At 46.5% G+C, this 23,182-nt stretch carries 23 protein-coding genes; 10 read left to right on the top strand and 13 right to left on the bottom strand.

Features of this window, described 5'->3' with window-relative positions:
- Positions 1-75: 75 nt before the first annotated feature.
- The gene (locus ACXACM_RS04160) at positions 76-1,275 is read right to left on the bottom strand and encodes an ROK family transcriptional regulator (protein ID WP_474819992.1); all 1,200 of its coding nucleotides are present in this window, start codon (positions 1,273-1,275) and stop codon (positions 76-78) included.
- A 199-nt stretch (positions 1,276-1,474) separates the two neighbouring features.
- On the opposite strand from ACXACM_RS04160, the gene fucP reads away from it, so the two are divergent.
- The gene (fucP, locus tag ACXACM_RS04155; RefSeq protein ID WP_474819990.1) at positions 1,475-2,806 is read left to right on the top strand and encodes an L-fucose:H+ symporter permease; all 1,332 of its coding nucleotides are present in this window, start codon (positions 1,475-1,477) and stop codon (positions 2,804-2,806) included.
- Positions 2,807-2,952: 146 nt separating this feature from the next.
- On the opposite strand, the gene ACXACM_RS04150 is transcribed toward fucP, so the two are convergent.
- Both ACXACM_RS04150 and ACXACM_RS04145 read right to left on the bottom strand, forming a co-directional pair.
- A complete protein-coding gene (locus ACXACM_RS04150; RefSeq protein ID WP_474819989.1) occupies positions 2,953-3,084 on the bottom strand; it encodes a hypothetical protein in 132 nt (43 codons plus the stop codon).
- 82 nt (positions 3,085-3,166) lie between these two features.
- Positions 3,167-3,328: a hypothetical protein gene (locus tag ACXACM_RS04145; protein ID WP_474819988.1), complete on the bottom strand. Its 162-nt coding sequence runs from the start codon at positions 3,326-3,328 to the stop codon at positions 3,167-3,169.
- Between the two features lie 213 nt (positions 3,329-3,541).
- Here ACXACM_RS04145 and ACXACM_RS04140 point away from each other — a divergent pair, with 213 nt between their 5' ends.
- Entirely contained in the window at positions 3,542-5,239 is a 1,698-nt protein-coding gene (locus ACXACM_RS04140) for a hypothetical protein (protein ID WP_474819986.1), read from the top strand.
- Positions 5,240-5,334: 95 nt separating this feature from the next.
- Positions 5,335-6,750, top strand: coding sequence for a hypothetical protein (locus ACXACM_RS04135; RefSeq protein ID WP_474819984.1), 1,416 nt, complete (start codon positions 5,335-5,337; stop codon positions 6,748-6,750).
- A gap of 243 nt (positions 6,751-6,993) precedes the next feature.
- On the opposite strand, the gene ACXACM_RS04130 is transcribed toward ACXACM_RS04135, so the two are convergent.
- On the bottom strand, positions 6,994-7,668 hold the full coding sequence (locus ACXACM_RS04130) for an EF-hand domain-containing protein (protein WP_474819983.1): 675 nt from the start codon (positions 7,666-7,668) through the stop codon (positions 6,994-6,996).
- 332 nt (positions 7,669-8,000) lie between these two features.
- Between ACXACM_RS04130 and ACXACM_RS04125 the strand changes: the two genes are divergently transcribed.
- The 3 genes from ACXACM_RS04125 (at position 8,001) to ACXACM_RS04115 (ending at position 9,697) form a co-directional block, all read left to right on the top strand.
- On the top strand, positions 8,001-8,705 hold the full coding sequence (locus tag ACXACM_RS04125; protein ID WP_474819982.1) for a phosphatase PAP2 family protein: 705 nt from the start codon (positions 8,001-8,003) through the stop codon (positions 8,703-8,705).
- Positions 8,706-8,707: 2 nt separating this feature from the next.
- The gene (locus ACXACM_RS04120) at positions 8,708-9,067 is read left to right on the top strand and encodes a hypothetical protein (RefSeq protein ID WP_474819981.1); all 360 of its coding nucleotides are present in this window, start codon (positions 8,708-8,710) and stop codon (positions 9,065-9,067) included.
- A gap of 90 nt (positions 9,068-9,157) precedes the next feature.
- On the top strand, positions 9,158-9,697 hold the full coding sequence (locus tag ACXACM_RS04115; protein WP_474819980.1) for a hypothetical protein: 540 nt from the start codon (positions 9,158-9,160) through the stop codon (positions 9,695-9,697).
- Here ACXACM_RS04115 and ACXACM_RS04110 read toward each other — a convergent pair.
- On the bottom strand, positions 9,688-10,254 hold the full coding sequence (locus ACXACM_RS04110) for an NADAR family protein (RefSeq protein WP_474819979.1): 567 nt from the start codon (positions 10,252-10,254) through the stop codon (positions 9,688-9,690). The two genes, ACXACM_RS04115 and ACXACM_RS04110, sit on opposite strands and share 10 nt — an antisense overlap.
- Before the next feature lie 226 nt (positions 10,255-10,480).
- Positions 10,481-10,780: a hypothetical protein gene (locus ACXACM_RS04105; RefSeq protein ID WP_474819977.1), complete on the bottom strand. Its 300-nt coding sequence runs from the start codon at positions 10,778-10,780 to the stop codon at positions 10,481-10,483.
- Positions 10,781-10,922: 142 nt separating this feature from the next.
- Between ACXACM_RS04105 and ACXACM_RS04100 the strand changes: the two genes are divergently transcribed.
- The 3 genes from ACXACM_RS04100 (at position 10,923) to ACXACM_RS04090 (ending at position 13,325) form a co-directional block, all read left to right on the top strand.
- A complete protein-coding gene (locus ACXACM_RS04100) occupies positions 10,923-11,849 on the top strand; it encodes a hypothetical protein (RefSeq protein ID WP_474819976.1) in 927 nt (308 codons plus the stop codon).
- Positions 11,850-12,024: 175 nt separating this feature from the next.
- Positions 12,025-12,669, top strand: coding sequence for an MBL fold metallo-hydrolase (locus ACXACM_RS04095; protein ID WP_474819975.1), 645 nt, complete (start codon positions 12,025-12,027; stop codon positions 12,667-12,669).
- 77 nt (positions 12,670-12,746) lie between these two features.
- Positions 12,747-13,325, top strand: coding sequence for a YceB family lipoprotein (locus tag ACXACM_RS04090; RefSeq protein ID WP_474819974.1), 579 nt, complete (start codon positions 12,747-12,749; stop codon positions 13,323-13,325).
- A 117-nt stretch (positions 13,326-13,442) separates the two neighbouring features.
- Here ACXACM_RS04090 and glmS read toward each other — a convergent pair whose 3' ends face one another.
- From glmS to glmU, 4 genes are all read right to left on the bottom strand, one after another.
- On the bottom strand, positions 13,443-15,275 hold the full coding sequence (gene glmS, locus ACXACM_RS04085) for a glutamine--fructose-6-phosphate transaminase (isomerizing) (protein ID WP_474819972.1): 1,833 nt from the start codon (positions 15,273-15,275) through the stop codon (positions 13,443-13,445).
- A 2-nt stretch (positions 15,276-15,277) separates the two neighbouring features.
- Entirely contained in the window at positions 15,278-16,060 is a 783-nt protein-coding gene (locus ACXACM_RS04080) for a DeoR/GlpR family DNA-binding transcription regulator (protein WP_474819971.1), read from the bottom strand.
- A 65-nt stretch (positions 16,061-16,125) separates the two neighbouring features.
- Positions 16,126-17,172 carry a Gfo/Idh/MocA family oxidoreductase gene (locus ACXACM_RS04075; protein WP_474819969.1) on the bottom strand — a complete coding sequence of 349 codons (1,047 nt, stop codon included), beginning with the start codon at positions 17,170-17,172 and terminating at the stop codon, positions 16,126-16,128.
- Between the two features lie 79 nt (positions 17,173-17,251).
- On the bottom strand, positions 17,252-18,610 hold the full coding sequence (gene glmU / locus ACXACM_RS04070) for a bifunctional UDP-N-acetylglucosamine diphosphorylase/glucosamine-1-phosphate N-acetyltransferase GlmU (RefSeq protein WP_474819968.1): 1,359 nt from the start codon (positions 18,608-18,610) through the stop codon (positions 17,252-17,254).
- 213 nt (positions 18,611-18,823) lie between these two features.
- On the opposite strand from glmU, the gene ACXACM_RS04065 reads away from it, so the two are divergent.
- Entirely contained in the window at positions 18,824-20,245 is a 1,422-nt protein-coding gene (locus tag ACXACM_RS04065) for a sensor domain-containing diguanylate cyclase (protein ID WP_474819966.1), read from the top strand.
- Here ACXACM_RS04065 and ACXACM_RS04060 read toward each other — a convergent pair.
- From ACXACM_RS04060 to ACXACM_RS04050, 3 genes are read right to left on the bottom strand one after another with little or no spacing between them, the layout of a single operon-like run.
- A complete protein-coding gene (locus ACXACM_RS04060; RefSeq protein WP_474819965.1) occupies positions 20,242-21,132 on the bottom strand; it encodes a DMT family transporter in 891 nt (296 codons plus the stop codon). The genes ACXACM_RS04065 and ACXACM_RS04060 overlap by 4 nt on opposite strands.
- Before the next feature lie 3 nt (positions 21,133-21,135).
- On the bottom strand, positions 21,136-21,588 hold the full coding sequence (locus ACXACM_RS04055; RefSeq protein ID WP_474819963.1) for a methylated-DNA--[protein]-cysteine S-methyltransferase: 453 nt from the start codon (positions 21,586-21,588) through the stop codon (positions 21,136-21,138).
- A gap of 2 nt (positions 21,589-21,590) precedes the next feature.
- Positions 21,591-23,000, bottom strand: a complete 1,410-nt coding sequence (locus ACXACM_RS04050; protein ID WP_474819962.1) for a DNA-3-methyladenine glycosylase 2 family protein — start codon at positions 22,998-23,000, stop codon at positions 21,591-21,593.
- Positions 23,001-23,182 lie beyond the last annotated feature (182 nt).

Genomic DNA, 23,182 nt, shown 5'->3' with positions numbered 1-23,182 from the left:
ACTTCAAGGAGATGCAATTTAATGCAGCTGAATTATTAAATCAACTATATTTATTTAATAATTATTGACGAATTATTAAAGACTGTACTGTGCGAGCAAGGGCAAATTGGCGCTGCCAAATGATTGGGCATCCGCCCCAACAGAGCCTCCGCGCAGGATTAACGAAGATAATCCCCGGAAATCAGCCGACTGCAATAGTAGCCCGCAGCGACTAAGCAATTCTGATTTAATGTTATCGGGAAGAGCGCCTTCAATGATCACCGCATCAAGATCCAGGAAGGCATGGGCACTCATGGCACTGTGTACAATGCCGGTAGCCACAGAGTCCAGCCATTCGCTGATCCCGGGCACATCTTCAGGCCATACCTGTTGCCTACCATGCAGGAACGCCGTGTCTTGCCCCGACTCTTTCAGGGTTTTCTCCAGCAGGTATATTGATGCCACATCGAGAAGCTGGCCACCAACAAGACTGCCGGGATAAGGCAGAGAGCCCACTGCGCCGGCATTACCGTGACGACCGGTATGTAACTGACGGTTCAGTACCATACCGCCACCGATGAAGGTGCCGACAAAGCAATACAGGTAATCGTTGAGATCCCGGTGTTCGCCAAACCAGAGTTCGGCGGCACAGGCTGCGGTGTCATCGTTGCACAGATAAACAGGCAAATCGGTGATCTTCTGAATGGCTGCAGGCACATCAAAGTCCTGCCACTCTGACAATGCCTCTTCCGGCGCGCCGGCCTGCTCACTCCACCGCCAGATTTCAAATGGCATGGCGACACCCACGCCGCTCACACGCTGTTTTTCCCCGTCACTTAAAGTAGATAACATGGCCCGTATTCCCTTTTCTGCGAAGCGGATCATGGCTTCCACTGCCGGATAATCCCACTGTTCCCGAAGTGACGAGCGCACTTTGCCGCAAAAATCGATGAGGGTGATCTGAATACTCCGGCGACCAATTTTGATACCAATCCCGAAAGCCCCGTCTGCCTTAAGGGAGAAGGGTACGGTGGGTTGTCCACGCTTGCCTCTTTGAGGTTCTCCTCGCAACAAAAGCCCATCTTCTTCCAATTTGTTGATTATGACGGTGGCGGCCTGGGCTGACAGGCCTGTTTCATTGGCAATACGGGCTTTGGGCAATTCCTGATGCTGACGGATCAGTGTCAGAATGCGGCGTTCATTCAGTGCCCGCAGACCAGACTGGCCTTTCAGCGGGGTACTTTTTTGCCAGAATCCGTGGGGTTCAACTTGCTGGCCGGAAGAATTTGCAGGCATATGGGACATCTTATTTTCATTAAATCAACAACGTATAGTAGTCCTTCCATTCCCTGCTGCCTAGTCCCCTGGCAAAATGCCTCCTGAAAGTCATCCCGGAAAAAGAAAATCGATTAAATAAATTATGTTGATTTATTGACACGTAAATTTTTTGTTGCTTAAATTGCTTAACTAATTATTTACATGCTGAGGAATGACCGTGCAAAAACGCGCGCCACTGGTTTCTAAAGAAACGCTTGTCCCATTCATTTTACTCACCGTCTGCTTTGCAGCCTGGGGCGTTGCCGCCAACATGACGGACCCGCTGGTAAAGGTCTTCAGTAAAATTTTTACCATGTCGTCATTACAGTCTGCACTGGTGCAGTTCGCCTATTACGGCGCTTACTTTTGTCTGGCAATTCCCGCAGCATTCATTAACAAACGTTTTTCCTACAAAACAGGTGTGTTAACAGGCCTTGGCTGTGCTGCCACCGGCGCATTTCTGTTCTACCCCGCCAGCCAGACCATGACTTACGGTTTCTTTCTGGCGGCGCTGTTTGTTCTCGCCGGCGGTCTGTCGATTCTGGAAACCTCTGCCAACCCTTATGTTATGGCCATGGGATGCGAAAAAAGCGCAACCCGACGCTTAAACCTGGCCCAGGCATTTAACCCTGTGGGCACAAACTTAGGGGTTTTCCTGGCGGCAACCCTAATCTTACCCAACCTTAATCAGGCCTCAGCGGAAGAGCGGGCGGCCATGTCAGTTGCAGAATTGAAATCAGTCATTGGTGCTGAACTAGACGCCGTTATGTTGCCTTACGTAGGCATGGCCTGCGTGCTGGTGCTGGTATGGATTGCCATTGCATGTATTAAAACGCCGGTAAACGAGTCCACTGAATCCCGCAGCGAAAATGTACAGCTGGGCGCGTCACTGAAACGTTTGCTGGGTAACCGCCACTATCGTTTAGGTGTGCTGGCGCAGTTCTTTAATGTAGGCGCGCAAACTTGCGTATGGACTTTTACTATCCAGTACGCCATGAAGGCCGTGGGCGGTAATGAAGTGGATGGCGGTCAAATTCTGCAGTACAGCATGATTGTGTTTCTGATCTCCCGGTTTGTCATGACCTGGCTGATGCAGTTCCTTTACCCTGCCCGCCTGCTGATGATCATGTCATTAGTTGCTGCAGGGCTGTGTATCATCATGACTCAGTCACCGGATTTCATCGGCGTCATATCACTGGTATCAATCTCTGCCTGTTTATCTTTGATGTTCCCGACGATTTACGGCATCGCACTGGACGGACTGGGCGAAGACACCAAACTGGGCGCGGCTGGTCTGGTCATGGCTATCCTGGGCGGTGCAATTCTGCCACTTTTCCAGGCCGCACTTATCGATTCATCCGGCATCGTTGTGTCATATATCGTTCCTGCCATCTGCTTCCTGCTGGTCGCCGGCTATGGATTGTTCGACATCAAATCTCACTCTACAAGGGTCACCCACTCCGACGGTTCTGAAAAAGTAGCGTCAGAAGACCAGTTGATGGCGAAGTGATGGGCTAGGGCGATTGATAAAAGTTTGTAGCATACACCTGCGCCTTATCCCACAGCGTGCTCGTGACAATCTGCCACTTCCACCTTTTTATTCATGTTCGCTACTGCATGGCCTGTAAACTCGGCAACAATGCCGGCTTGCCCGGTCTAACAAACCTCAGCTTTGGCTTTCTCGGCTTGGTGTAGATCAGCATTTATTTCGTCGACAACTTGAGGATAGATGGCGTTCACTTCACCATTTTGAATACGAATAGTAGCGACATTATCTAAATGCTGCAATTTACAACTTCACTCACGATTTTCTCCTAAAGGTTTTCATTCGATCCACTGAAAACCTTTAAACATAAAAAAGCGCGACTTTTTATGTATTGGATGTCCCGCCATCTGTTGCTGGGGCCGTGCCTCCAGATGCAGGCGGTGTCTGAGTTTGGTTGGGGGTTTGTGGAGTTTCAGCGCTTTCTAACTGTTCTTCTGCCGGCGCATCACTAAGGCTTCTATCATTAACGTGATCTTCTTTTGACATGCGTACTCTCCAAATAGCTAGACATTTAGGTGCAATAAAATTAAGGGCTTACTGCGCTGCTACGACTACTCTGATTGAACTACAAATCCCCAAAAGTGAACACTACACTGTGGTGATGAATCGGCAAGGTATACTTCTCGCTAAGCGTTTACAGTTGTACTATATTTGTACACACAATACAAAAACTATTTAACAACGAACAAACATTTAGGAATGACTCACACTGGAATTATGCCCGGGATAGGGAACCCAATACGACTTTTTGCTAACACATTTTATTATGCGGTTTTGGTTATCGTGTTGCTATTTTTATTCTTAGGTGTGATTGGTACGGCAAGTCTCAATAACAAAGAAAGCACCGCAATTCACGAATACGACGTCGCCATATTCAAATACCCCATGCTCAATCGCTACCTACTCTTTTCTCATGAGGGTTCGAGCTTGCGCCAGCAGCGATTTGTCAGCGGACGACTACTGGAAGTCAACGGCTGTGACGTTTCCAAGTATGAAAATATCAAGAGTCTATTCACTTGTGCGAAAATAGGTACGGCTGACACCTTGGTTTTGTCCTTAGAAAAGTATAATAGGCCACAAAGTTATACCGCCGCTAAAACGCCTGTTTCCGAGAAAGACACTACTCAGAGTAAAAACACGAAGAAAAAGACCGACAATGACATGCAGCACAACGTGCCTTATATGTTACTTGATAGCATCCTCCTATCCCTGTGTCTGGCTCTTTCCTTAGTTTTGTTTAATAAAGCGCGTCGTTTTCTATCCGGTTACCTTATCGGCTTGACCCTATTACTCGCAGTTGGAGAAAGTAAATTCTTTTATATTGGCTCAAATGTCATCGATGCAGGAGTTTTTGAATCATTGCGAATTAGTATCGCCTTGTTAGTCGGTTCTATTGGGCTATATTGCTTTCCTCAAGCTGACCATCAAGATTTTTGGCGCAAACCTCTATTCTACCTTGTGATGTTCTGTGCTCTACTCATGCTAGTGAGTTTTCAATTGATTGATGCTGGCTGGTATTCAAACGCTTTCTCTGTATATCTCGCGAGCATTTCTCTTTCCCTGTTTGTTCTTTTACTGCACTTCATTTTTAAATTTAAAAGAGTATTGAATACGAAAGAACGCAAGCAAGTACTCACAATGGTTTACTGCCTTTGCATAGGATTAGCGTTGTATTTTCCGTTGATGACTTGGGGGGGTAAATATGGCCTGTTAGCTGGCCGTTATATCATTGTATTGAGTGTTGGTTTTGGTATTTTTTTTGCCTTAATGCGCTACGGATTATGGCAAGTCAATTCTTTAATTTCCAAGTCTGCCACTTTGAGTTTGCTCTCAATCGTCGCGTTTTCCGCCTGGGCGGGTTTAGATCAAGGCATGCAAGTTTTGCTGAATCAAACCCTCGGATTGAGCAACAAAACCTTTTCAGCGTTTGTCGCCGCGGCAATTAGTTCACTGTTCGCCATCCCCGCTTATCAATATATTTCAAAATCCTGCGATGCTTTTTTCAATAAAGATCTCCACCTCCTAAAGCGATTTCTCTCAAAAGATATCTTAGTGTTAGCTGAAACACAGAAACTCAACATATTCGTTAACCAATTAGGCACACGTCTACTGGAACTGAGTGGCGCTCAAAAAATAGAATTGAGCTTTATTGACCATAATCGTTTATCAGAACCAGTTAGCTTTGAGAGTAATCAAGAAGAAAAAGTCGCAGATTATTTTACCAAGGATGAAGTATTTGAGTACGAACTTACCGACCTCCTGTCTTTGAACTTTACCCTGCACTTCGTTGATAGACGGATTAACAATGAAATTAAGCAAGAGTTGAATGAAGGTACTGACGAAATCGCTCGCGCCTTGGCGTCTTGCACTCGCTGGAATCATTTAGAAGCTCTTTAGTGTTGGAAGGTGAAAAGTGATGCCTTATTTTGAAAAACCTGTTAGATTGATTAAAAATTAAACAGGAAGAATAATAGCAATAAGCGAAATTCCCTATGCCTAGTCATACAGAAAGTAGTCAGGTAGTCAGCGATACATCTATCAAATTAGTCACCGTTCATGGCACTGGAGCAGGTGATGTTACTAGTTCTGGAGATAAGTGGTGGCAATTGGGCAGTGTCTTCATGGGTGAACTACAGCAACGCCTACAGCTAGACCCCGAGACTGTTGAAATTGTGCCGTTTCAATGGGAAGAAGGCCCCAATAGTGAAGATAAGCGCCGTGCCGCAGGCTTCTCATTGGCCAAACTATTGCTCGAATATGACGCAGCAAATCACGATTATTACGTGATTGGTCATAGCCATGGTGGCTCAGTTATCTATAACGCCTTACTAAAATCCGTCGCCGATAAGACCCCTTTCGAGAAGCTCAAAATTTGGTGCACCGTAGGCACTCCCTTTTTAGATTACCGTCCCAATACTTTTTTGTTTCAACGCTTGCGCAGTCTAGGGTTAACCATTTGTACAACAGGTATCGTATTATTTATTTTGGGTTTATGGATTGCTGCCATTGGCTTTTTCAGTGAAACCTTAGATGAAACAGTTTTAGATATGGGTTATGCAATGATGTTGTATGGTGTGATCAATTACGGGGCATTGTGGTTGTATGAACATCGCAAAAAAAGCTGGTTCACGCTGAAACAAAAGAAACAAGTAGAAAAGCAATATTGTAAACGGTGGTGCGGTTTATGGCACAAGGAAGACGAGGCAATCAGCGCACTAAGTAATATCCGTCAGATCAATGCACCTATCATCCCAAGTAATTTTTTGTATCCCATAGTATCTAGCTTGCAGTTTATCTCCGTTATCTTCGTAGGCTTATACTTCGCGGTGGATATTGCTTTTGATGACAGCGAAAAAATACTCAGCATCGCGCACTTTTTCTTAGAAGATATGGAAGATGATGGTTTGGGTGTCAGCTTTTTTACATGGATGATAATGGTCATGATCTTAGCTTTCTGTCTCCCAATTATTTGGGGATTTACCAAAATACTTAGCTTTCTTGCTGGCATTGTGGGCAGGCCTTTATCATCCTTACTCAACAATATTGTGTGGACGTCAATCAAGCAAAGAGCTTGGGGCGATGACCTGCTAAAAGAAGATGTACATTCGGTAGGTTCGCACCCCCCTTTATTTCAACATCAGTGTGATTTTCTCAGCGAAGATATTGCAGCGCCTTTGCGCAAACACAGTGAAAAGAATGCAATTAAAACCTTACATAAAGTCCGAGTGGTGTTGGGAATGACAGAACAAGCGGGTGCTAGCCCCGATATTCGCAGCGAATTGAGCGAAAGCCTGAACTGGCAGGAACTCATACATACTTCCTATTTCGATGTTCCTGAATTTATCGATTTACTGGCAGTGAGTTTACACAAAAATGGCTTAGGTGCTGCTCCTCAAAAGAAGGGCTAGCGCGTTTCGCAGTTAGCTCTTGAGTTTGTATTCATAAACCTCAGCCTCTTTTGGCTTTTCGTTTACTTTGTACTTCTCTTCACTTCTCGCATCGCACGTTCACGAGCTGGTATGATTTTGTGCTTGCAGCAAAATCGAAGTCGTATTGGGCGGTATAGTCTTAGCTGTATGTCGGATTACGTACTGAATAATCCACATAATGTAAAAAAGAGCCGCTTGTGCGGCTCTTAGTAATGTTAGTTATTACTCTTCTGAACTGTCTTCAATACTACCTTCTGACATACGCTGATAACGGGTATACTCCATCCGTGTAATTAGCTCATCGTCGTTAGCGTCGATTTTATCAAAATCGTCTGTCACGCCACTTCGCGATGCTTCCGCCTTGGTAAGTTCTCCGTCACTGTTGGCGTCCATCATTTCAAATTCACCTTTAGCGACCATGGAATCTTCACTGGTGTCGCTCATGTCTTTTTGAGTGACAGTCTCGTTTACACGTGTTTCAGTTTCGGTGTACAGCTCTTGAGACTGCGACTTGTCGTGCAGGGTAGCTACCTGCTCATCAATAGCGCTATCAACGTCCACGTCGCTCTTCATCATGTCATCATCTAACATGCCCTTTCCACTCATACTGTCTTTCATAGACTGCGCAGAAGCGAGTACATCGTCGTCGAAGTGTTGTGGGTATTTCATCACATGTGTATTAAATTCTTTCATCGACAACTGCATGTCGGAATTCGCATCTATTTTGGAAAAGTGCTCAGAAATCTCATCGTCATCGGCTTCTTCGCGAGAAATATAACCATTGTCATCGTTATCCAAATCAGCAAATGTTGTATCAATCTTGTCCATGTCATCACCTGCAAACGCACTTGTTGACAGGGCAGCACTAATTAATGTCGCAATTGTTAACTTTTTCATATCAGACTCCTTGGTTTTTGGCCTCCATACAGCTTTAAAACGGAGGAGAGAATTCATAGTGATTCATTCACAAGGTATGCCACACGAAAAAACATTTTAGATCATGTATTTAATGAAAATCGCGTTCTATTTCTATTCACCAGAATTGTGAGATCTATAGAACGCCCTGCAAAAGTTACTCAATATCGTTAACAAAAATTCTACACTTGGTTGCGTTACCGTGAGCGATCCTGAGTGCAAAGTGATGCGTTAGAAGTACGGTAACCATTATCACGTGCGGGCGTGCTGGAAAAACACTATACCCGCGCGAAACCTTAAAAGGAGAAATACCTGTGAAGGCAAAAACTATCAGCCGGTCAGATCTAACCATGTTGTTAGGTGGGCTTATTTTAGCTGGGTGCCTTTGGGCATTTATCGAAATCGCTGGCATGGTGATGAGTGGCGGAACAGGCGCCGTCGACGAGAAACTACTGTTGTTATTCAGAACGGCAGACGACTTGACTGACCCAATAGGTGCACACTGGGTTGAAGAGCTAATGCGTGATATTACGGGGCTGGGAGGCGTCGGCATTCTAACCTTCTTCACTCTGGTATCGGCTGCCTACATGTTACTTATCAAGAAGCCTAAAATGGCACTTTTTATTGTTGTCGCTATCGTTTCAGGCACCTTACTGAGTTTTGCTCTTAAATACGGGTTTGACCGACCCCGCCCCGACTTAGTGCCTCACGGCAGTTATGTTTACACCCACAGTTTCCCCAGTGGCCACTCGCTGATGTCTGCATTGGTATATTTCACCCTAGGTACTTTACTTTCCCGTATTGAAAGCCGAAAAAGAGTTAAAGTATTTTTATTAGCTATTGCAACACTTCTCACAGTCAGCATTGGCATTAGTCGTGTTTATCTTGGTGTACACTGGCCTTCAGATGTATTAGCAGGCTGGACAGTAGGAATTTTTTGGTCGATCTTATCACTGATGGTAGCCGCCTCATTGCAATCCTCCGGGAATATTGAACAAGAAGACAGACAAGGAAATTGAAAATGTCATTGAGCCTTTCCCTTACGGGATTATTGCTAGCCACACAAAGTGCAACCTTTAACCCTGAAGAAGTCATTAACGCACTAAAGTACGAGACTGATCCTGTGTTTATCCTTACTTCTTTACAACAACTTGCCACAGACAATGAGGCCTATATTAACCAGCTTCAGCAAGAGGACAGTTATCGTCCTGATGATTTGTATTATGCGATGAATTTAAAATATTATTTACGGCCAGTACGAGAAAACATGCGTTGTGATAGCTATCAACTTTTGGTTTCGGATTACTTTAAATCTTCATTTGATGAGCTTGAACCACCAATTGAAGACGTTTGGCAGGTAGTAAAAAAAATATGTCGATAAGAAACTTGTTGAAATGATTGATACTTAAACTCGTCAGCGATCGCTCTTAGCGCAAGGAAGCCCACCAGCATTTACGGGCAGCATTAACACATGAAAAATAACGGGCAAAATGAACCTCAAAGCGGCAACAAGCGACATGGGTTTTCAATAGGCGCATTGATGCTAACAACGCTGCTCTACAGTGAACTAATAACAGCAAACCTAATAGCAAAGGGCGATGCCGCGAGCACCAACATCAAACGCTTAATGGGCGCCTGGCAATGTCACTCGAAACTATCGGACGGCATCTATCTGGAAATTAACACCACTGATGCGTTTATGGATAATGGGCTGTATGTTTCAGTGGGAAGCATGGTGATGATGCCAACACAAGGCTTTACCACCCTTGATTATACCGTAACGCAGTATTTCACATGGAAAGACACCCAAGATGGCATATTGCTCACCGTTAGCCACTCAGACATCAAGAACTTATCTGGCAGCGGGCACGATGATATTTTTCCAATACAGACATTGTTTTATGAAACAGGAGATAGCTTTGTGCTACCTATTAGTTGGCAAGGCGATGAACTTATTCTACAAAAATTAAACGGCAAACTGCCCTCAATCTGCACCGAAATTCAGCCCTGAAGCTGCTGACGCACTTGCATAAGGGCAAAACCCAGTAGGTTCTCGCCTGGCCATTGGCGGGGGTCAATGGCGCGTGTATCGGTTTCGCTTAGCCCAATACCCCAAACCGCATCTGACGGACTAGCTTCTACCAGCACCATATTATTAGTCCTTAACAGAAATTGCTTAAGCGCTGTATTCTGTGCAAACTTGGCAAGATTACCCGCCACCACAATGTCGAATTTGTGTTTATCCCACACCCGGCTTTTGAAGCCTTGCACCTCTCTGCCCAACTGTTTGGCAGCTTTCACGGAAGGATTCTTCACAATGGCCTTAAAGTGCTTTTTATCGCCAAACAACAACGCTTTCTGCGCCATCATATAGTGCTCAGCACTGCTGTACCACACGTCATCCACCTGAAAACTGACGTCGAACCACTGACTTAAGCAACTTTTGTCGACATCCTTACCCTTAGGTTTGTGATGTTGGCAGAACAGCAGAAACGCGGGCGAATAGCCATGCTGAAGTTGTTGTATCAGCGCAGCCTTATCAGTGGGTAGCTTCCCGTTATGACGCATTCCCTCGTCTCCGATTTCTTATCAAATTCAATGCTGCACGATAAACTTATGTCTAAGTGCCGGACAGTGATAGCCGTCAAGCCGTTCGCGATTCTTATCATTGTTTGTCTTGCTTATACTCACTTAGCGACTGCTTCTCTTTATTTCCTCATAGGTTGAGCAGCAATCACTATAGTCACAACTTAGTCGTTTCGCGTAATCACCTGATAATCTATCAATAACGACCTCAGTGAATAATACACCGACAAAACATCACTGCGTCCCGTGCTGTATTCACCCTGCTGGTTTTGTTTGTCGGCCATCGCTTCAACGCCTGTAAAATGCGCTGCCAGCGGGTACACCACGGCAGCAGTGACATTTGTCTTCGCACTAAATCACACGCTGCGCCACGGGCAACAATACCAATTTTTCGGTCGTATTGTGCGCGCTCAGCCTGCTTATGTTGTTGCAACAACATCGCTTTTAGTTCGCGCTGCACGACCCAAGGTAATACTATGCGCTGAAGCAGTGTTAAGCGATGAGGCATAGTTGTGTGTGTCTTACGGTTTATGGCAAAGTGAGAATGAATATGAAACAAAATGCACATTTTGTAAACGAAGGGCGTTTTTATTATCGTGGCGTTCGTGTAATCATGCCTGCGCGAATTTATACTGCTAAAAGCGTTAATTATGGATAATCATTACATCGCTAGCGTCTTGAAACCTCAACTCCTCGCGGTTGGTTTAGACGCGTCTTATATTACCCGATTCACTAACGCACTCTCGCCTGTAGGACTGCAATCGCTATGTGATGAACACACCGCGTCGCCGAAACAGCCAAACACCTTGTTATTAGACTTATTGATTGTGTATTTCTCGCGGAGCGGTTTCGTTAGTACCTGGATACCCATTTTGTGTTACGCCCAGTCGCATGATCACAATTTCAGGCTAACAAAAGCGCGAGTGCAAGACTGTTTAGCTTTTTTCGAACCACCAGAAGACCCGCGAACGACGGATGTTTTGCTAAACCAGTATTTTGAGCATCTATGCCATCCTATGGTAACGCTGGTGTTAGGTGGCGCTGCACGGCGTACCACTCCGTTAACTATGCGCCGGGGGATCATGACCGAGAGTAGTCTGAGCATCGAAGATTTAACTGAAGGACAAAGTATTACAGGCAGTTATTATGAACCTTTGATTTACCCGAACTTCAACAGGGTAAAAACACGGTGCTGGCACACCGCTACCCGATATCAGGATGAGTTTCGTTTACTGTACCTCAGTGTTGAATATATTGATGCCAGCATGGTAAAGACATCACCCATGCATTCTGAACAACCAGTAATTGCGTTGTCAGAGGAAGTGGGTATTGCGCGATCACGATGGCCTGAAAACGCAAGCGTGTATTTGCAAATAAGTAACGATGACGATGGGACTTTATACAGTGGGAGCATTCAGCCAAACCAAGAAGAGTTTGGCTTTACGTCTTTCCAACTGACTTCAAACGCAGCAACAAGGCTCAATTTGTACAATACGTTGCTAGCCGAAGCACCCTTGAACTTTACCTTTAAAGTTGGCAACAAAACCATACTGGATTTTTGGTTCTGCTACCCTTAGGTAGAAATGCAATGACAAGGCTCTGAAAAAAATCGCCACAGAACAAAAAAATTGCATCTTCTAAAGGAAAAGCAACTATTCTATTTTGTAGGAACGGAGCCCTGTACTCTCCGCTGTCTTCAGTTCTTCCCATGCTGTTGCTAGAATGCGGAAAACACTTTTGCCAGGCCATCTTGTGAATATACACGTTATACCGGTTACGCCCTTTGCACAAAATTGCTCTTTAATCTGGGATCCTGACACCATGAAAGGGGCATTTGTTGACCCCGGTGGCGACAGCAACAAGCTTTACGAAGCTGCGGCGCAAAACGGGGTAACTATCGAAAAAATTATCCTTACCCACGGACACCTTGACCACGTGGGTGCTACCACTGAAGTGGCATCACATTATGACGTCCCCGTAGTTGGCCCACACCTTGGGGATAAATTTTGGCTTGACGCATTGGCGCAGCAAAGTCAGATGTTCGGTTTCCCGCCGGCAACGCCTTTTACGCCTGATCAGTGGCTAAACGACAACGATACGATAACAGTGGGCAAGTTAACCCTTGAGGTTCTGCACTGCCCGGGCCATACACCCGGCCATGTGGCTTTGGTGGAGAAAACCTCGAATACCGTTATAGTTGGCGATATTTTGTTTGCCGGTTCCATCGGCCGCACTGATTTTCCACAAGGTAATCATCAGCAACTTATCGACAGCATTCGCAGCAAACTGTTTACCCTACCCGATGAAATGAAAATCTATCCCGGCCACGGCCCTACCAGCACAATTGGTCATGAACGCAAGACGAACCCATTTGTGGCAGACAGTAAGTTTGGTTAGTACGCCCACATGGCCAACAAAAACGGTTTAGAGAAAACCCATAATTAAGTCGATTTTTTACACCTAACGGAGCCTTTATGAACAAAAGATCAGCATACCAGCTGTTAGTTGTTTTGGTTTGCATCACTATCGCAGGATGCAGCACACTTGCTTCCATTGCCTCTTATAGCGTCACCAGCGCCGACTTGCAGCGGGAGATCGATAAACAGGTTTCAAGCCTTCAGGAACGCACATCCATCGTTGGTATTCCAATATTACTGGACGTTAACGACATACAGGTAAATGTGGGGCCGGATAACCGCCAGTCTATACAGTTAATCGCTGACGCAACCGCAAGTATATCTGTGCTCGGGTTAACTTACCCCGTTAAGGTAAAGTTAGATGTTGAAGGCATGCCACACTACGACGCAAACAAAAAGGCGGTATTTATTCACTCTCTGGCACTCAACGACACCACGGTAGATGCAATGGGCTATCGCGGTAACCTTGCGCCAGTGAGCAGTGAAGTAATGGCGCTACTGAATCAGTTTTTAATGAACCAGCCGGTATATGAAGTGAAAAACGTACCCGCCAGCTATGCATGGCTCACAGACATACCGCTAACGATGTCCGTTGAATCGGGCAAGATTGTGTTTCGGCCACAAAATACGCGATGAGGTGGGTGGTGATGTGAGGGATTTGGCAGGCTTGCAATTTGAAGCCTGCTTTTTGCTAAGTTCTACTTTCTAAATTTGTCGGGATGTCACAGCAATTACATTTAAGTTAAACCCCTATCACTCCACCGTCACCGATTTTGCCAAATTACGGGGTTGGTCCACGTCAGTACCTTTAATCAGTGCCACATAGTACGACAACAGCTGTAACGGCAAGGTGTACACGATAGGTGCGATAGGTGCTTCGCAGTGAGGTACGTTAATGACCCGCATGGTGTCGTCGCTGGCAAAGTTCGCGTCGCGGTCGGCGAATACATACATGATACCGCCTCGTGCACGCACTTCTTCCACGTTAGACTTAAGCTTCTCCAGCAGTTCGTTGTTGGGGGCAACCACAATCACCGGCATTTCATCATCAATCAGGGCCAGTGGGCCGTGCTTTAACTCCCCCGATGCGTAGGCTTCAGCATGAATGTAGGAGATTTCTTTGAGCTTTAATGCCCCTTCCATGGCGATGGGATATTGATCCCCTCGTCCTAAGAACAGCGAATGGTTTTTATCGGCAAATTCTTCCGCTAAATCTTCGATGCCCTGGGTAATGGCCAGGGTTTCTTCCAGTTTGGCTGGCAGGCTGTGCAAGGCTTTTACAATGCTGGCGCTGTCATTTTCAGACATACCATGGTGTTTACCAAGGGCTAGTGTGAGCATTAAAAATGCCGTTAACTGTGTGGTAAACGCTTTGGTAGAGGCAACGCCGATTTCTGCGCCTGCCCGTGTCATAAAGGCTAAATCTGATTCCCGTACTAACGACGAACCGGGCACGTTACAAATGGTGAGGCTGGACATATACCCAAGTTCTTTCGCCAATCGAAGCGCAGCTAAGGTGTCAGCGGTTTCCCCCGATTGGGAAATGGTTACTAGCAGGCTATTTTCGTGAACAACGGATTTGCGGTAACGAAACTCCGATGCAATTTCTACGTTACAGGACACATTCGCGTACTGTTCAAGCCAATATCGCGCCGTCATACCCGCGTGGTAACTGGTACCACAGGCAATGATTTGCACGTGTTTTACTTTGGCTAAAATATCTTCTGCGCCCTGGCCGAAAATATCTGCGGCCACATCAGTTTCACCTAAACGATTCTGTAGCGCGTTGCGTACAACGGTGGGTTGCTCGTGAATTTCCTTAAGCATGTAATGGCGATAACCGCCCTTATCACCGGCGTCATGCTCGATATTCGATTCAATAATTTCCCGCTCTACCGGGTTACCGTTCACATCAAAAATACTCACCTCGCGGCGGGTAATTTCCGCTACGTCGCCTTCTTCTAAAAAGATGAACCGGCGCGTAACGGGCAGCAAGGCCATTTGATCAGAGGCGATAAAGTTCTCACCTAACCCCAAACCGATAACTAACGGGCTACCAGAGCGCGCCACCACAACCCGAGACGGGTCTTCACTGTCCATGATCACCGTACCGTATGCACCGTGAAACTGCTTTACGCTATTTTGCACTGCGGCAAGTAACGTGGCGCCCTTTTGCATTTCAGCATGTACAGTATGAGCGATGGTTTCTGTGTCGGTATCGCTGGTGAAGGTGTAACCCTGTTTTTTCAAAGCTTCGCGCAGTGCTAAATAATTTTCAATAATGCCGTTGTGGACAACAGAAATGCGTTCTGACGAACAGTGCGGGTGTGCATTTTGCTCGGTTACACCGCCGTGTGTAGCCCAGCGAGTATGCGCTATGCCTGTTGAACCCAGCGCACTGTCTTTGGCCACAGCATCAGCTAATTCCTGCACCTTTCCGGTACGACGAATGCGCGTTAACTCACCATTGGGTTGTAACAATGCTACTCCCGCAGAATCGTAACCACGATACTCTAAGCGTTTAAGCCCTTCTAATAAGATCTCTACTACGTTGCGTTCGGCAACAGCACCTACGATTCCACACATGATTAATCTCCCTCCACAGGAGTAACCATGAGTGTTACGCCCCGCGCTTCAAGTTGTTGTTTAATTTTGTCGCTGATATTTGCGTCTGTGATCAGCATATCGATGTCTTCCCAGGGTAATTCCAGGTTGGGCATGCGATGAGAAAATTTGTTTGATTCAGCCAGTACTACCACGCTCCTGGCAACACTTGCCATGGCTTTCGACAAACCGGTGAGTTCGTTAAACGTTGTAGAACCGCGCTCTACATCAAGGCCAGAAGCACCAATAAACGCCGTATCAAAACTGTAGGCGCTAATCATTTTTTCTGCCATGTTGCCCTGAAAAGACTGAGAATGAGCATCCCATGTGCCACCAGTCATCAGCACCGTTGGCTCATTAGGCGCATCAGTGAGCACGTTTGCGGCGTGAAGTGAATTGGTCATTACCACCAGCTTGTTTTGAGTAAGAAATGGCAAGAGGGCGGCTGTGGTATTGCCGCAGTCGATAATGAGTTTATCGCCATCCGCCACCAGTGTTGCGGCTAAACGCGCGATTCCGGTTTTCACTGTGGGCCGTGTATCAAGCGTGACACTTTCACCTGTTGCAGATGAAGAGGCAGGCATGGGCGCTGCCCCCCCAAATTCCCGGAGCACACGCTTTTCTTCGGCCAATGCGGCCAAATCTTTTCGGATGGTAACTTGTGATGTGCCAAACCGAGCAGCCATTTCATCTACGTGAACATGGCCTGCCTGATTCACCCAATCAACAATATCACTACGACGTTGCTGGGTATTTCGCTTTTGCATTTCGAAACTTATAAATTACGATTTGAAACAAATAAAGCAGCAAAAGTTTCGTTATGCAAGTTTTTTTAGTTATTTTCTTTCATATTTAGGTATACCGGCATGGTTTTCCCGGTTTCAGCACTTTCGAAAGCCAGTTCAATAAGTTGTATTACTGGCAACACTGACAGTCCATCGGCTGGTAGCGGGCACTCACTTTCAATGGCATCGGCCAACTGATGATAAAAAGTTTGATATTGTCCGGGCTCTGTCACAATAACATCATCACCGGCTTCTGTGCTTAACACCCCGTGCTCGCTTTGCGGGGTTTTCGCCCAATCATCGCTGCCGATTATCACACCGGCTTTCAGCTGGCTTTCCTGAGCGTCCAGGCCAAACTTTCTGAAACTGGCGGCATCACCTTGCACATCAAACCGCAGTGTTTTACCCGCCTGAAACGGTGAACTGCCAAGCTGCACTGTTTTATCGCCATAATGCAGAGTAAGGTCGAAACAATCATCGCTTTCACCGCCCTCACGGGCAATTTGAATATCGGCAGTGATTTGCGTGGGCGCCCCGAATAATTGTAACGCCTGGTCGATAAGATGCGGCCCCAAATCCCAAAAGATCCCCGCCCCTGGCCCGGCGTTTTCCCGCCAGCGATCTCTGGGCTTAGGGCGGAAACGATCAAACCGTGATATGAAACGTTTGATGTTGCCCAGACGTCCCGACCCCATCAGCGCTTTCACAGTGAGAAAATCACCGTCGAAGCGCCGGTTGTGATAAACGCATAGCTTTTGCTGTCGGGATGCAGCCATATCCACCAACTCTTGTGCGTCTGCACTGCTAAGGGTGAAGGGCTTCTCTACCAACACATGACAACCCGCACTGATAGCTTGTTTAGCCTGCATGGCGTGATACACATTCGGTGTGGTTATCACTACCAAATCGACTTCTTTAGCTTCCAGCGCTTTTGCCAGTGACCTGTGAACTACGGCATCAGGAAGCGCGGCAGCTACGTCATCCGGGCGGGAAGATACGACGCCAGAGATCTGAAATTGCGGGTTATTAAGGAGGAAAGGGAGATGAAAGGTGGTGGCCGAAAAACCAAACCCAACCAATACGGTTTTAATCATAAAAAAATGCCAGCATGGTTACACATGCTGGCACTGTATCGTATGTGTCTTCGCAGCACAAAGGCCCGTGAAGGTATCTCTACTTTTTAGTAGGTCTCGGCCAATCCTGAATAGTGCGTTGACGGGCACGAGCCACCGCCAGCGCGTTATCATCCACATTGGTGGTTACCGTAGAGCCTGCGCCAACTGTGGCGTTATCACCAATTTCTACCGGTGCTACTAGCGATGAGTTAGAACCGATAAAGGCATTGCTGCCAATGATGGTTTTGGATTTGTTCACGCCATCGTAATTACAGGTAATGGTGCCCGCGCCGATATTTGCTCCAGCGCCAACTTCAGCATCGCCTAAATAGGTAAGGTGATTAGCTTTCGCGCCTTCACCTAACGTGGCCTTTTTCATCTCAACGAAGTTGCCCACTTTTGATTTGGCTTTCATCACAGCCCCCGGGCGCAAGCGACCAAAAGGCCCAACGGTGCATTGCTCACCAACCTCTGCATCTTCAATAATGCTGTTGGCTTCGATAACAGCGTTATCGGCGATGATACAATTAGTGAGTAAACAGTTAGGGCCGATGCGCACATTGTTACCCAGCACGACCTTCCCGGTCATCACTACATTCACATCGATAAAAACATCCTGACCCGTTTCTACCTCTCCGCGAATATCTGTACGCGTTGGATCAGCCAATGTCACACCATCCATCATTAAAGCGTGAGCCTGACGCGCCTGTAAGGCACGCTCTAAGGCCGCCAGTTGAGCCCGATTATTAATGCCTTCCACTTCTTCAACGGCGTCTGGATGTGCAGCCTGAATGAGCTTACCTTCCGCCGCGGCCATCGCAATTACATCAGTCAGATACAATTCACCCTGGGCGTTATTGCTGTCGAGGTTTTTCAACCAGCGTTTTAAATCTGCGCCCGACATCATCATCATACCGGTGTTAATTTCTTTTATCTCACGCTGCGCATCAGTGGCATCTTTGTGTTCAACAATAGCAGTAATGTTGCCGTTTTCCCGCACAATACGGCCCATACCTGTAGGGTCAGCCAGCTCAACAGTAAGTAAAGCTAAATCGCATTGTGCTTTTACGTCGGCAAGCCGTTGCAAGGTAGCCGTTTGAATGAGTGGTGCATCACCGACCAACACCATCACATCTTCGTCGTCGGTAATATGTGGCACTGCCTGCTGAACTGCATGCCCAGTACCTAACTGTTCTTCCTGTAAACACCAGTTAATATTTTTACCACTAACACTGGCTTTAAGCTGGTCTCCACCATGGCCATAAACCAGATGGACTGCCGTGGCGTCCAGTGCCTCAGCATTGTTAATAATGCGCTGTACCATAGGCATACCACCGATGGGATGAAGTACTTTCGGCAAAGATGATTTCATACGCGTGCCTTTGCCGGCAGCAAGCACCACTACAGAAAAAGCCATTGTTATTTCCTTTAAATATGCTGTAATTTAATTGTATGTTGCCAAGTGTAACCAAGGACGGATGACAAGTCAGCGACACAAGACCACAAAAATAGTAGTGCTGTCTCTTATCCTTTTGTCTGGCTAGTAGTTTAACCGGCTAAACGTTATACTTTGAAGTTCATTTTGTCGTCAATAAGATTGCCGGAACGAGCAAAGGAGAGCGAGCACTCTGTGAAAACATTCAGGACCCTCCACCGAAGTATACTGCTGTTGTTTGCAGTGGTGGTTATTGCCATTGTCACACTGGTGCATTTCAGCGTGAATCAAATTGTTGCGGAACAAAGTCGCGCGCAACAGCAGTCGTTATCTCCGGCTATCTCTCTTATCGTCACGCAACTTCTCAAGCCTTTGCATATATCAGAAGCCCTGGGACGCTCTCAGGAACTCGTAGATCTGATGGACCACGAAGAGCTGAACGAAACAGAAATCTTCAATACCCTCACCCGCTTGAAAGACGAGTTTGGCTTATACTTTTTTATCGCCAGCGAAAAAGCCCGCATGCAGTACAACTCTGACGGCACCACGTTACCGCTGGAGAAAGGCCAGGTAAGCTGGTACTTCAAGTACAAAGAACGGCCTGAAAACGCAGTCGCTGATATCGGTAAGTGGGAAGATACACATTTCTATATCGATATAAAAATTTACAATGAAGACAACGAATTCCTTGGTTTTTTTGGAATCGGCAAAAGCCTGAAAAGCTTTATCAATATCTTTGATTCTTATAAAAAGCAATATGGTTATGATTTCCTCTTTGTTGATGAAAATGGCGATATCATGTTGTCTTCAGACTCCGCTCTTATGGCAGAGTTTTCTGATTTTACCAATTTGTCCGAACTAACCTGGTTTGCCAGTTTGCCCATTGATGTTCGGGATCAACGAGCACTTAACAACCGTTTGGTCACGATAGATCAACAAGAATTCCTCATAGCCGAAGTGAAACTCAATCAGTTTAACTGGACAGTGTATTTGCTTAGTCCACTTGATAAGAGAAAGGCAGATATCTCCAAAGCATTTGTTATCAGCGTTGTAACGCTACTGGTAGTCGTGTTCTCGCTGTTCATGATGATTTACCACCTTTTGTATTACTTTAGAAAGGACATGCAGCCAGAATTACACTTGCGAAACAGCCAGCGCCTTCCCGATCGCAAGAAAATTGATGTTCAGTACAAGGCGTTACTTGAAGAGTTTAAATCGTTAAGCGTTGTTATAGTGGGTATTGATAACTTTTCTCGTATTAATGATACCTACGGACGCAATACGGGCGACGATGTGCTCGATTTTGTCGCAGGCTTCCTGGTTACTTCAGTGCGTACAAAAGACGTAGTAGGCCGCTGGAGCAGTGAAGAGTTCATTATTTTACTGCCAGAAACCGGCCCCCACGAAGCAATGGAAATTGCACAAAGCTTACGTCACGGCATTGCGACCATAGACACCGATGACCTTCAGCCGCAAATCCAGCTCACCGGCTCTTTTGGCGTTTCATTCACTGCCACTAACAGACCTTTGAATGAAGTAACAGCTAACGCAGAAGATGCTCTTTACCAAGCCCGCCGGGATGGCAAGAATTTGGTGCGCAAGCAACTTATTGACTAAAGCGTGTCGACGGCACGCTTAATGCGTAGCCGTTGGACAAGCCCAGTAGTGAGAGCAACGCCCAGCAAGATGAGTACGCCGCCCACGATTGTTTGTACTGACAAACTCTCTTTTAAAAATAACAAACCCCAAATAATGCCAAAAAGTGGTACCAGGTAACCCACCGAAATAGCTTTCGCAGGGCCAATGCTAGAAATCAGATTAAAATAGAGAATATAGGCAATACCAGTACCCATAACAGCAAGACCGATGGCATTCATCCACGCTAAACCAGAGGGAAGAGTGTCTGGTAACGTGGCAAGAGAAAACGGTAACAATAAAAGGGATGCAAAAATTTGGCTTCCCGTGGCTACAACGATTGGTTTCACACCAGCTAACCAGCGTTTCATTGCGCAGGCTGCTATACCGTAACATGTCGTTGCAGCGCAAGCCGCAAGAATAGGTACAACGCTAACGTGCCCAGCACCAACTTTATGAGCACTCAGTACTATTACGCCAATAAAGCCAATGAATAAACCAGCCACGCCTGAGGGCTTAAGCGTGTCCTTTAACCACAAAAAGGCGACCAGTGCACCAAACATTGGCGCAGTCGCATTTAAAATTGCGTTCACGCCCGCCTCTAGATACAAGCTACTGTAATTAAACAATACGAATGGTATAGCGGTATTTAACGAGCCAATAAAGGCAATTTGCCACCAGTACTTTTTGATATTTACCCAACCCCCTACTGCTATCATAAAAGGCAGCATAATGAGCGTGGCTAAGACAGTCCGTATCTCGACTAACGCAAATACACCAAATTCCGGTGCGGCAATACGCATAAAAAGAAACGAACTGCCCCAAATAGCGCCCAATACTGTTAGTGTAAGAATATCCTTGCTTGTCATTGCTTATTGCATACCTTCTAATTTAAGTAACCCGGCTTTTCGCTCAAGTCCGCCAGCATACCCGGTTAATTTGCCATTCGCGCCAATGACACGGTGGCAGGGCACCACGATAGCGATGGGATTCTTTCCGTTGGCCAGACCGACCGCTCGCACACCTTTAGGGTTTTCAATGCGTTTGGCAATGTCGCCATAACTACATGTTTCTCCATAGGGAATGCTACACAATGCCTGCCAGACCTTTTGTTGAAATTGGGTACCTTGAGGTGCGAGAGGCAGAGTAAAGTGTGTACGGGTACCCGCAAAATACTCTGACAACTGCGTTAGCGCCAGGGAAGTTAACGCGGACGGGTTGGTTAATTCAGGTACGCCAGACACAAACCGAATGCATGTTATCCCATTCTCACTGGCCATTACTTCTACAACCCCAAACGGGCTGGGCATATTTTCACAGTACATGGTTAATCCGCTTTTGCTGTTGTCTCGTTTGCTAACTGCCACATTTGCAGCGTTAAATAGCTTCGCCATGGAGCTGCACGTGTATCGTCAGTGGGAAAACGCTCGCACATCTTTCGCACGATTAAGTCTGACCCTAAAAACCGATCAGGCTCACTTTCGCCGCGCATCATCAAATAGTCTACCGTCCAGGGGCCAATACCTTTAAGAGACAGCAGGTCATGCTCGTTGACGTACCCATCTCCTAAATCACGAAAGTAAGCAGCCAGGTTTCTAAGTGCTTGCTTCCTGGCTTCCGGCATTTTTAAGAATGTAAGAGGGTCGTCAGCCACTCGCTCCGGTAATGGAAACGCCTTGCCAGATGGTGTTTCTTGTCCCAGTTGCTGTACTAATTTCACCACGTTGTTAATAGCTGCTTTCACTGAGACCTGTTGCCCGAGTATTGCCCGGCAACCGGCTTCAAACGTACTCCACACCCCTGGAAGACGAATACCCTCACACAGCCTTGAGGCGGGTATACCAGCACTTACAAGAGCCGCTTCTATGAGTTGAGGATCTGCGTTTAAATCGAGTACCCGAGTAAGGTTTTCAACAACTCGCCTGACTTCACCCAGATTACTGATAATGAGGGTAACGTCAAAAACATTTTTGCTATGTTGATAGGTAGCTTCTATTACTCCCTGACAGTTATGACTGCTAAAAACCCGGCGATAGCTGGAAGCAGTCACGTTTTCCGTACCTGGTATTGCTCTTAGCTCGAGAAAATTCCGCACAAAGGGCCAGTTATAGGGCGCTCTGAAAAACAAAGTCAGATTAATTTTCCGGTGGGGAGCAAGCTCTTTTTTTGTCCTTCCCCGACATTGCGTTGGCGTTAAAGACCAATACTTTTGCATGGTAATTTGCAACCGTCTGGCAGAATTAAAGCCGCAGGCCATTGCAACATCCTCTACCGACAACGCCGATTGCTGCAACAGACGCTTAGCGAACAAGAGTTGCTGATATTTTTGCAACACAACAGGAGGCATACCCACTCGGGAGGAAACAAGCTTGTGTAAATAGCGGGAAGATACACCCAGACGCGCTGCTACTTGTGTTACCGGTTGCGGCGGAATTTCACTGAGTAGTCGTTCAGCCCGTTGCACAGTGGATGCAACGCCGCGCCATGCAGGTGACAAAGGCGCACTGTCAGGCCGACACCGCAGGCAGGGCCGAAACCCTGCATGGGTAGCTTGCGCGGCGTGATTGTAGTATCTCACATTCATTTCACTAGGCAGTCGGGCCGGACAAATGGGACGACAGAAAATGCCGGTCGACATCACTGCCACGAAAAAGTGGCCATCGAACCTTGGGTCGCGGGACTGTCTCGCCTGACTGTACCGTTGTAGTTGTTCTGTGTCTTTTACTTCGCCGCTCATGACATTTCACTGTAATACCGTTGTTTACATTACGTGCAGTGTAATGCAAATGCGTTAATTAAGAGCGACGATTTCGGTACTCAATTCAAACTATTTGCCAATTTTAATGTCAACACTGCTTTACCGCCTCTGCGTATCGGACATTTTTCGTTATTCACAATGACAAATAGGAGGTAAAAAGC

Source organism: Alteromonas sp. AWQ4_252 (assembly GCF_056158205.1).
The sequence above is the reverse complement of the archived record's forward strand: the minus strand, read 5'-3'. Positions and strand labels throughout refer to the sequence as shown.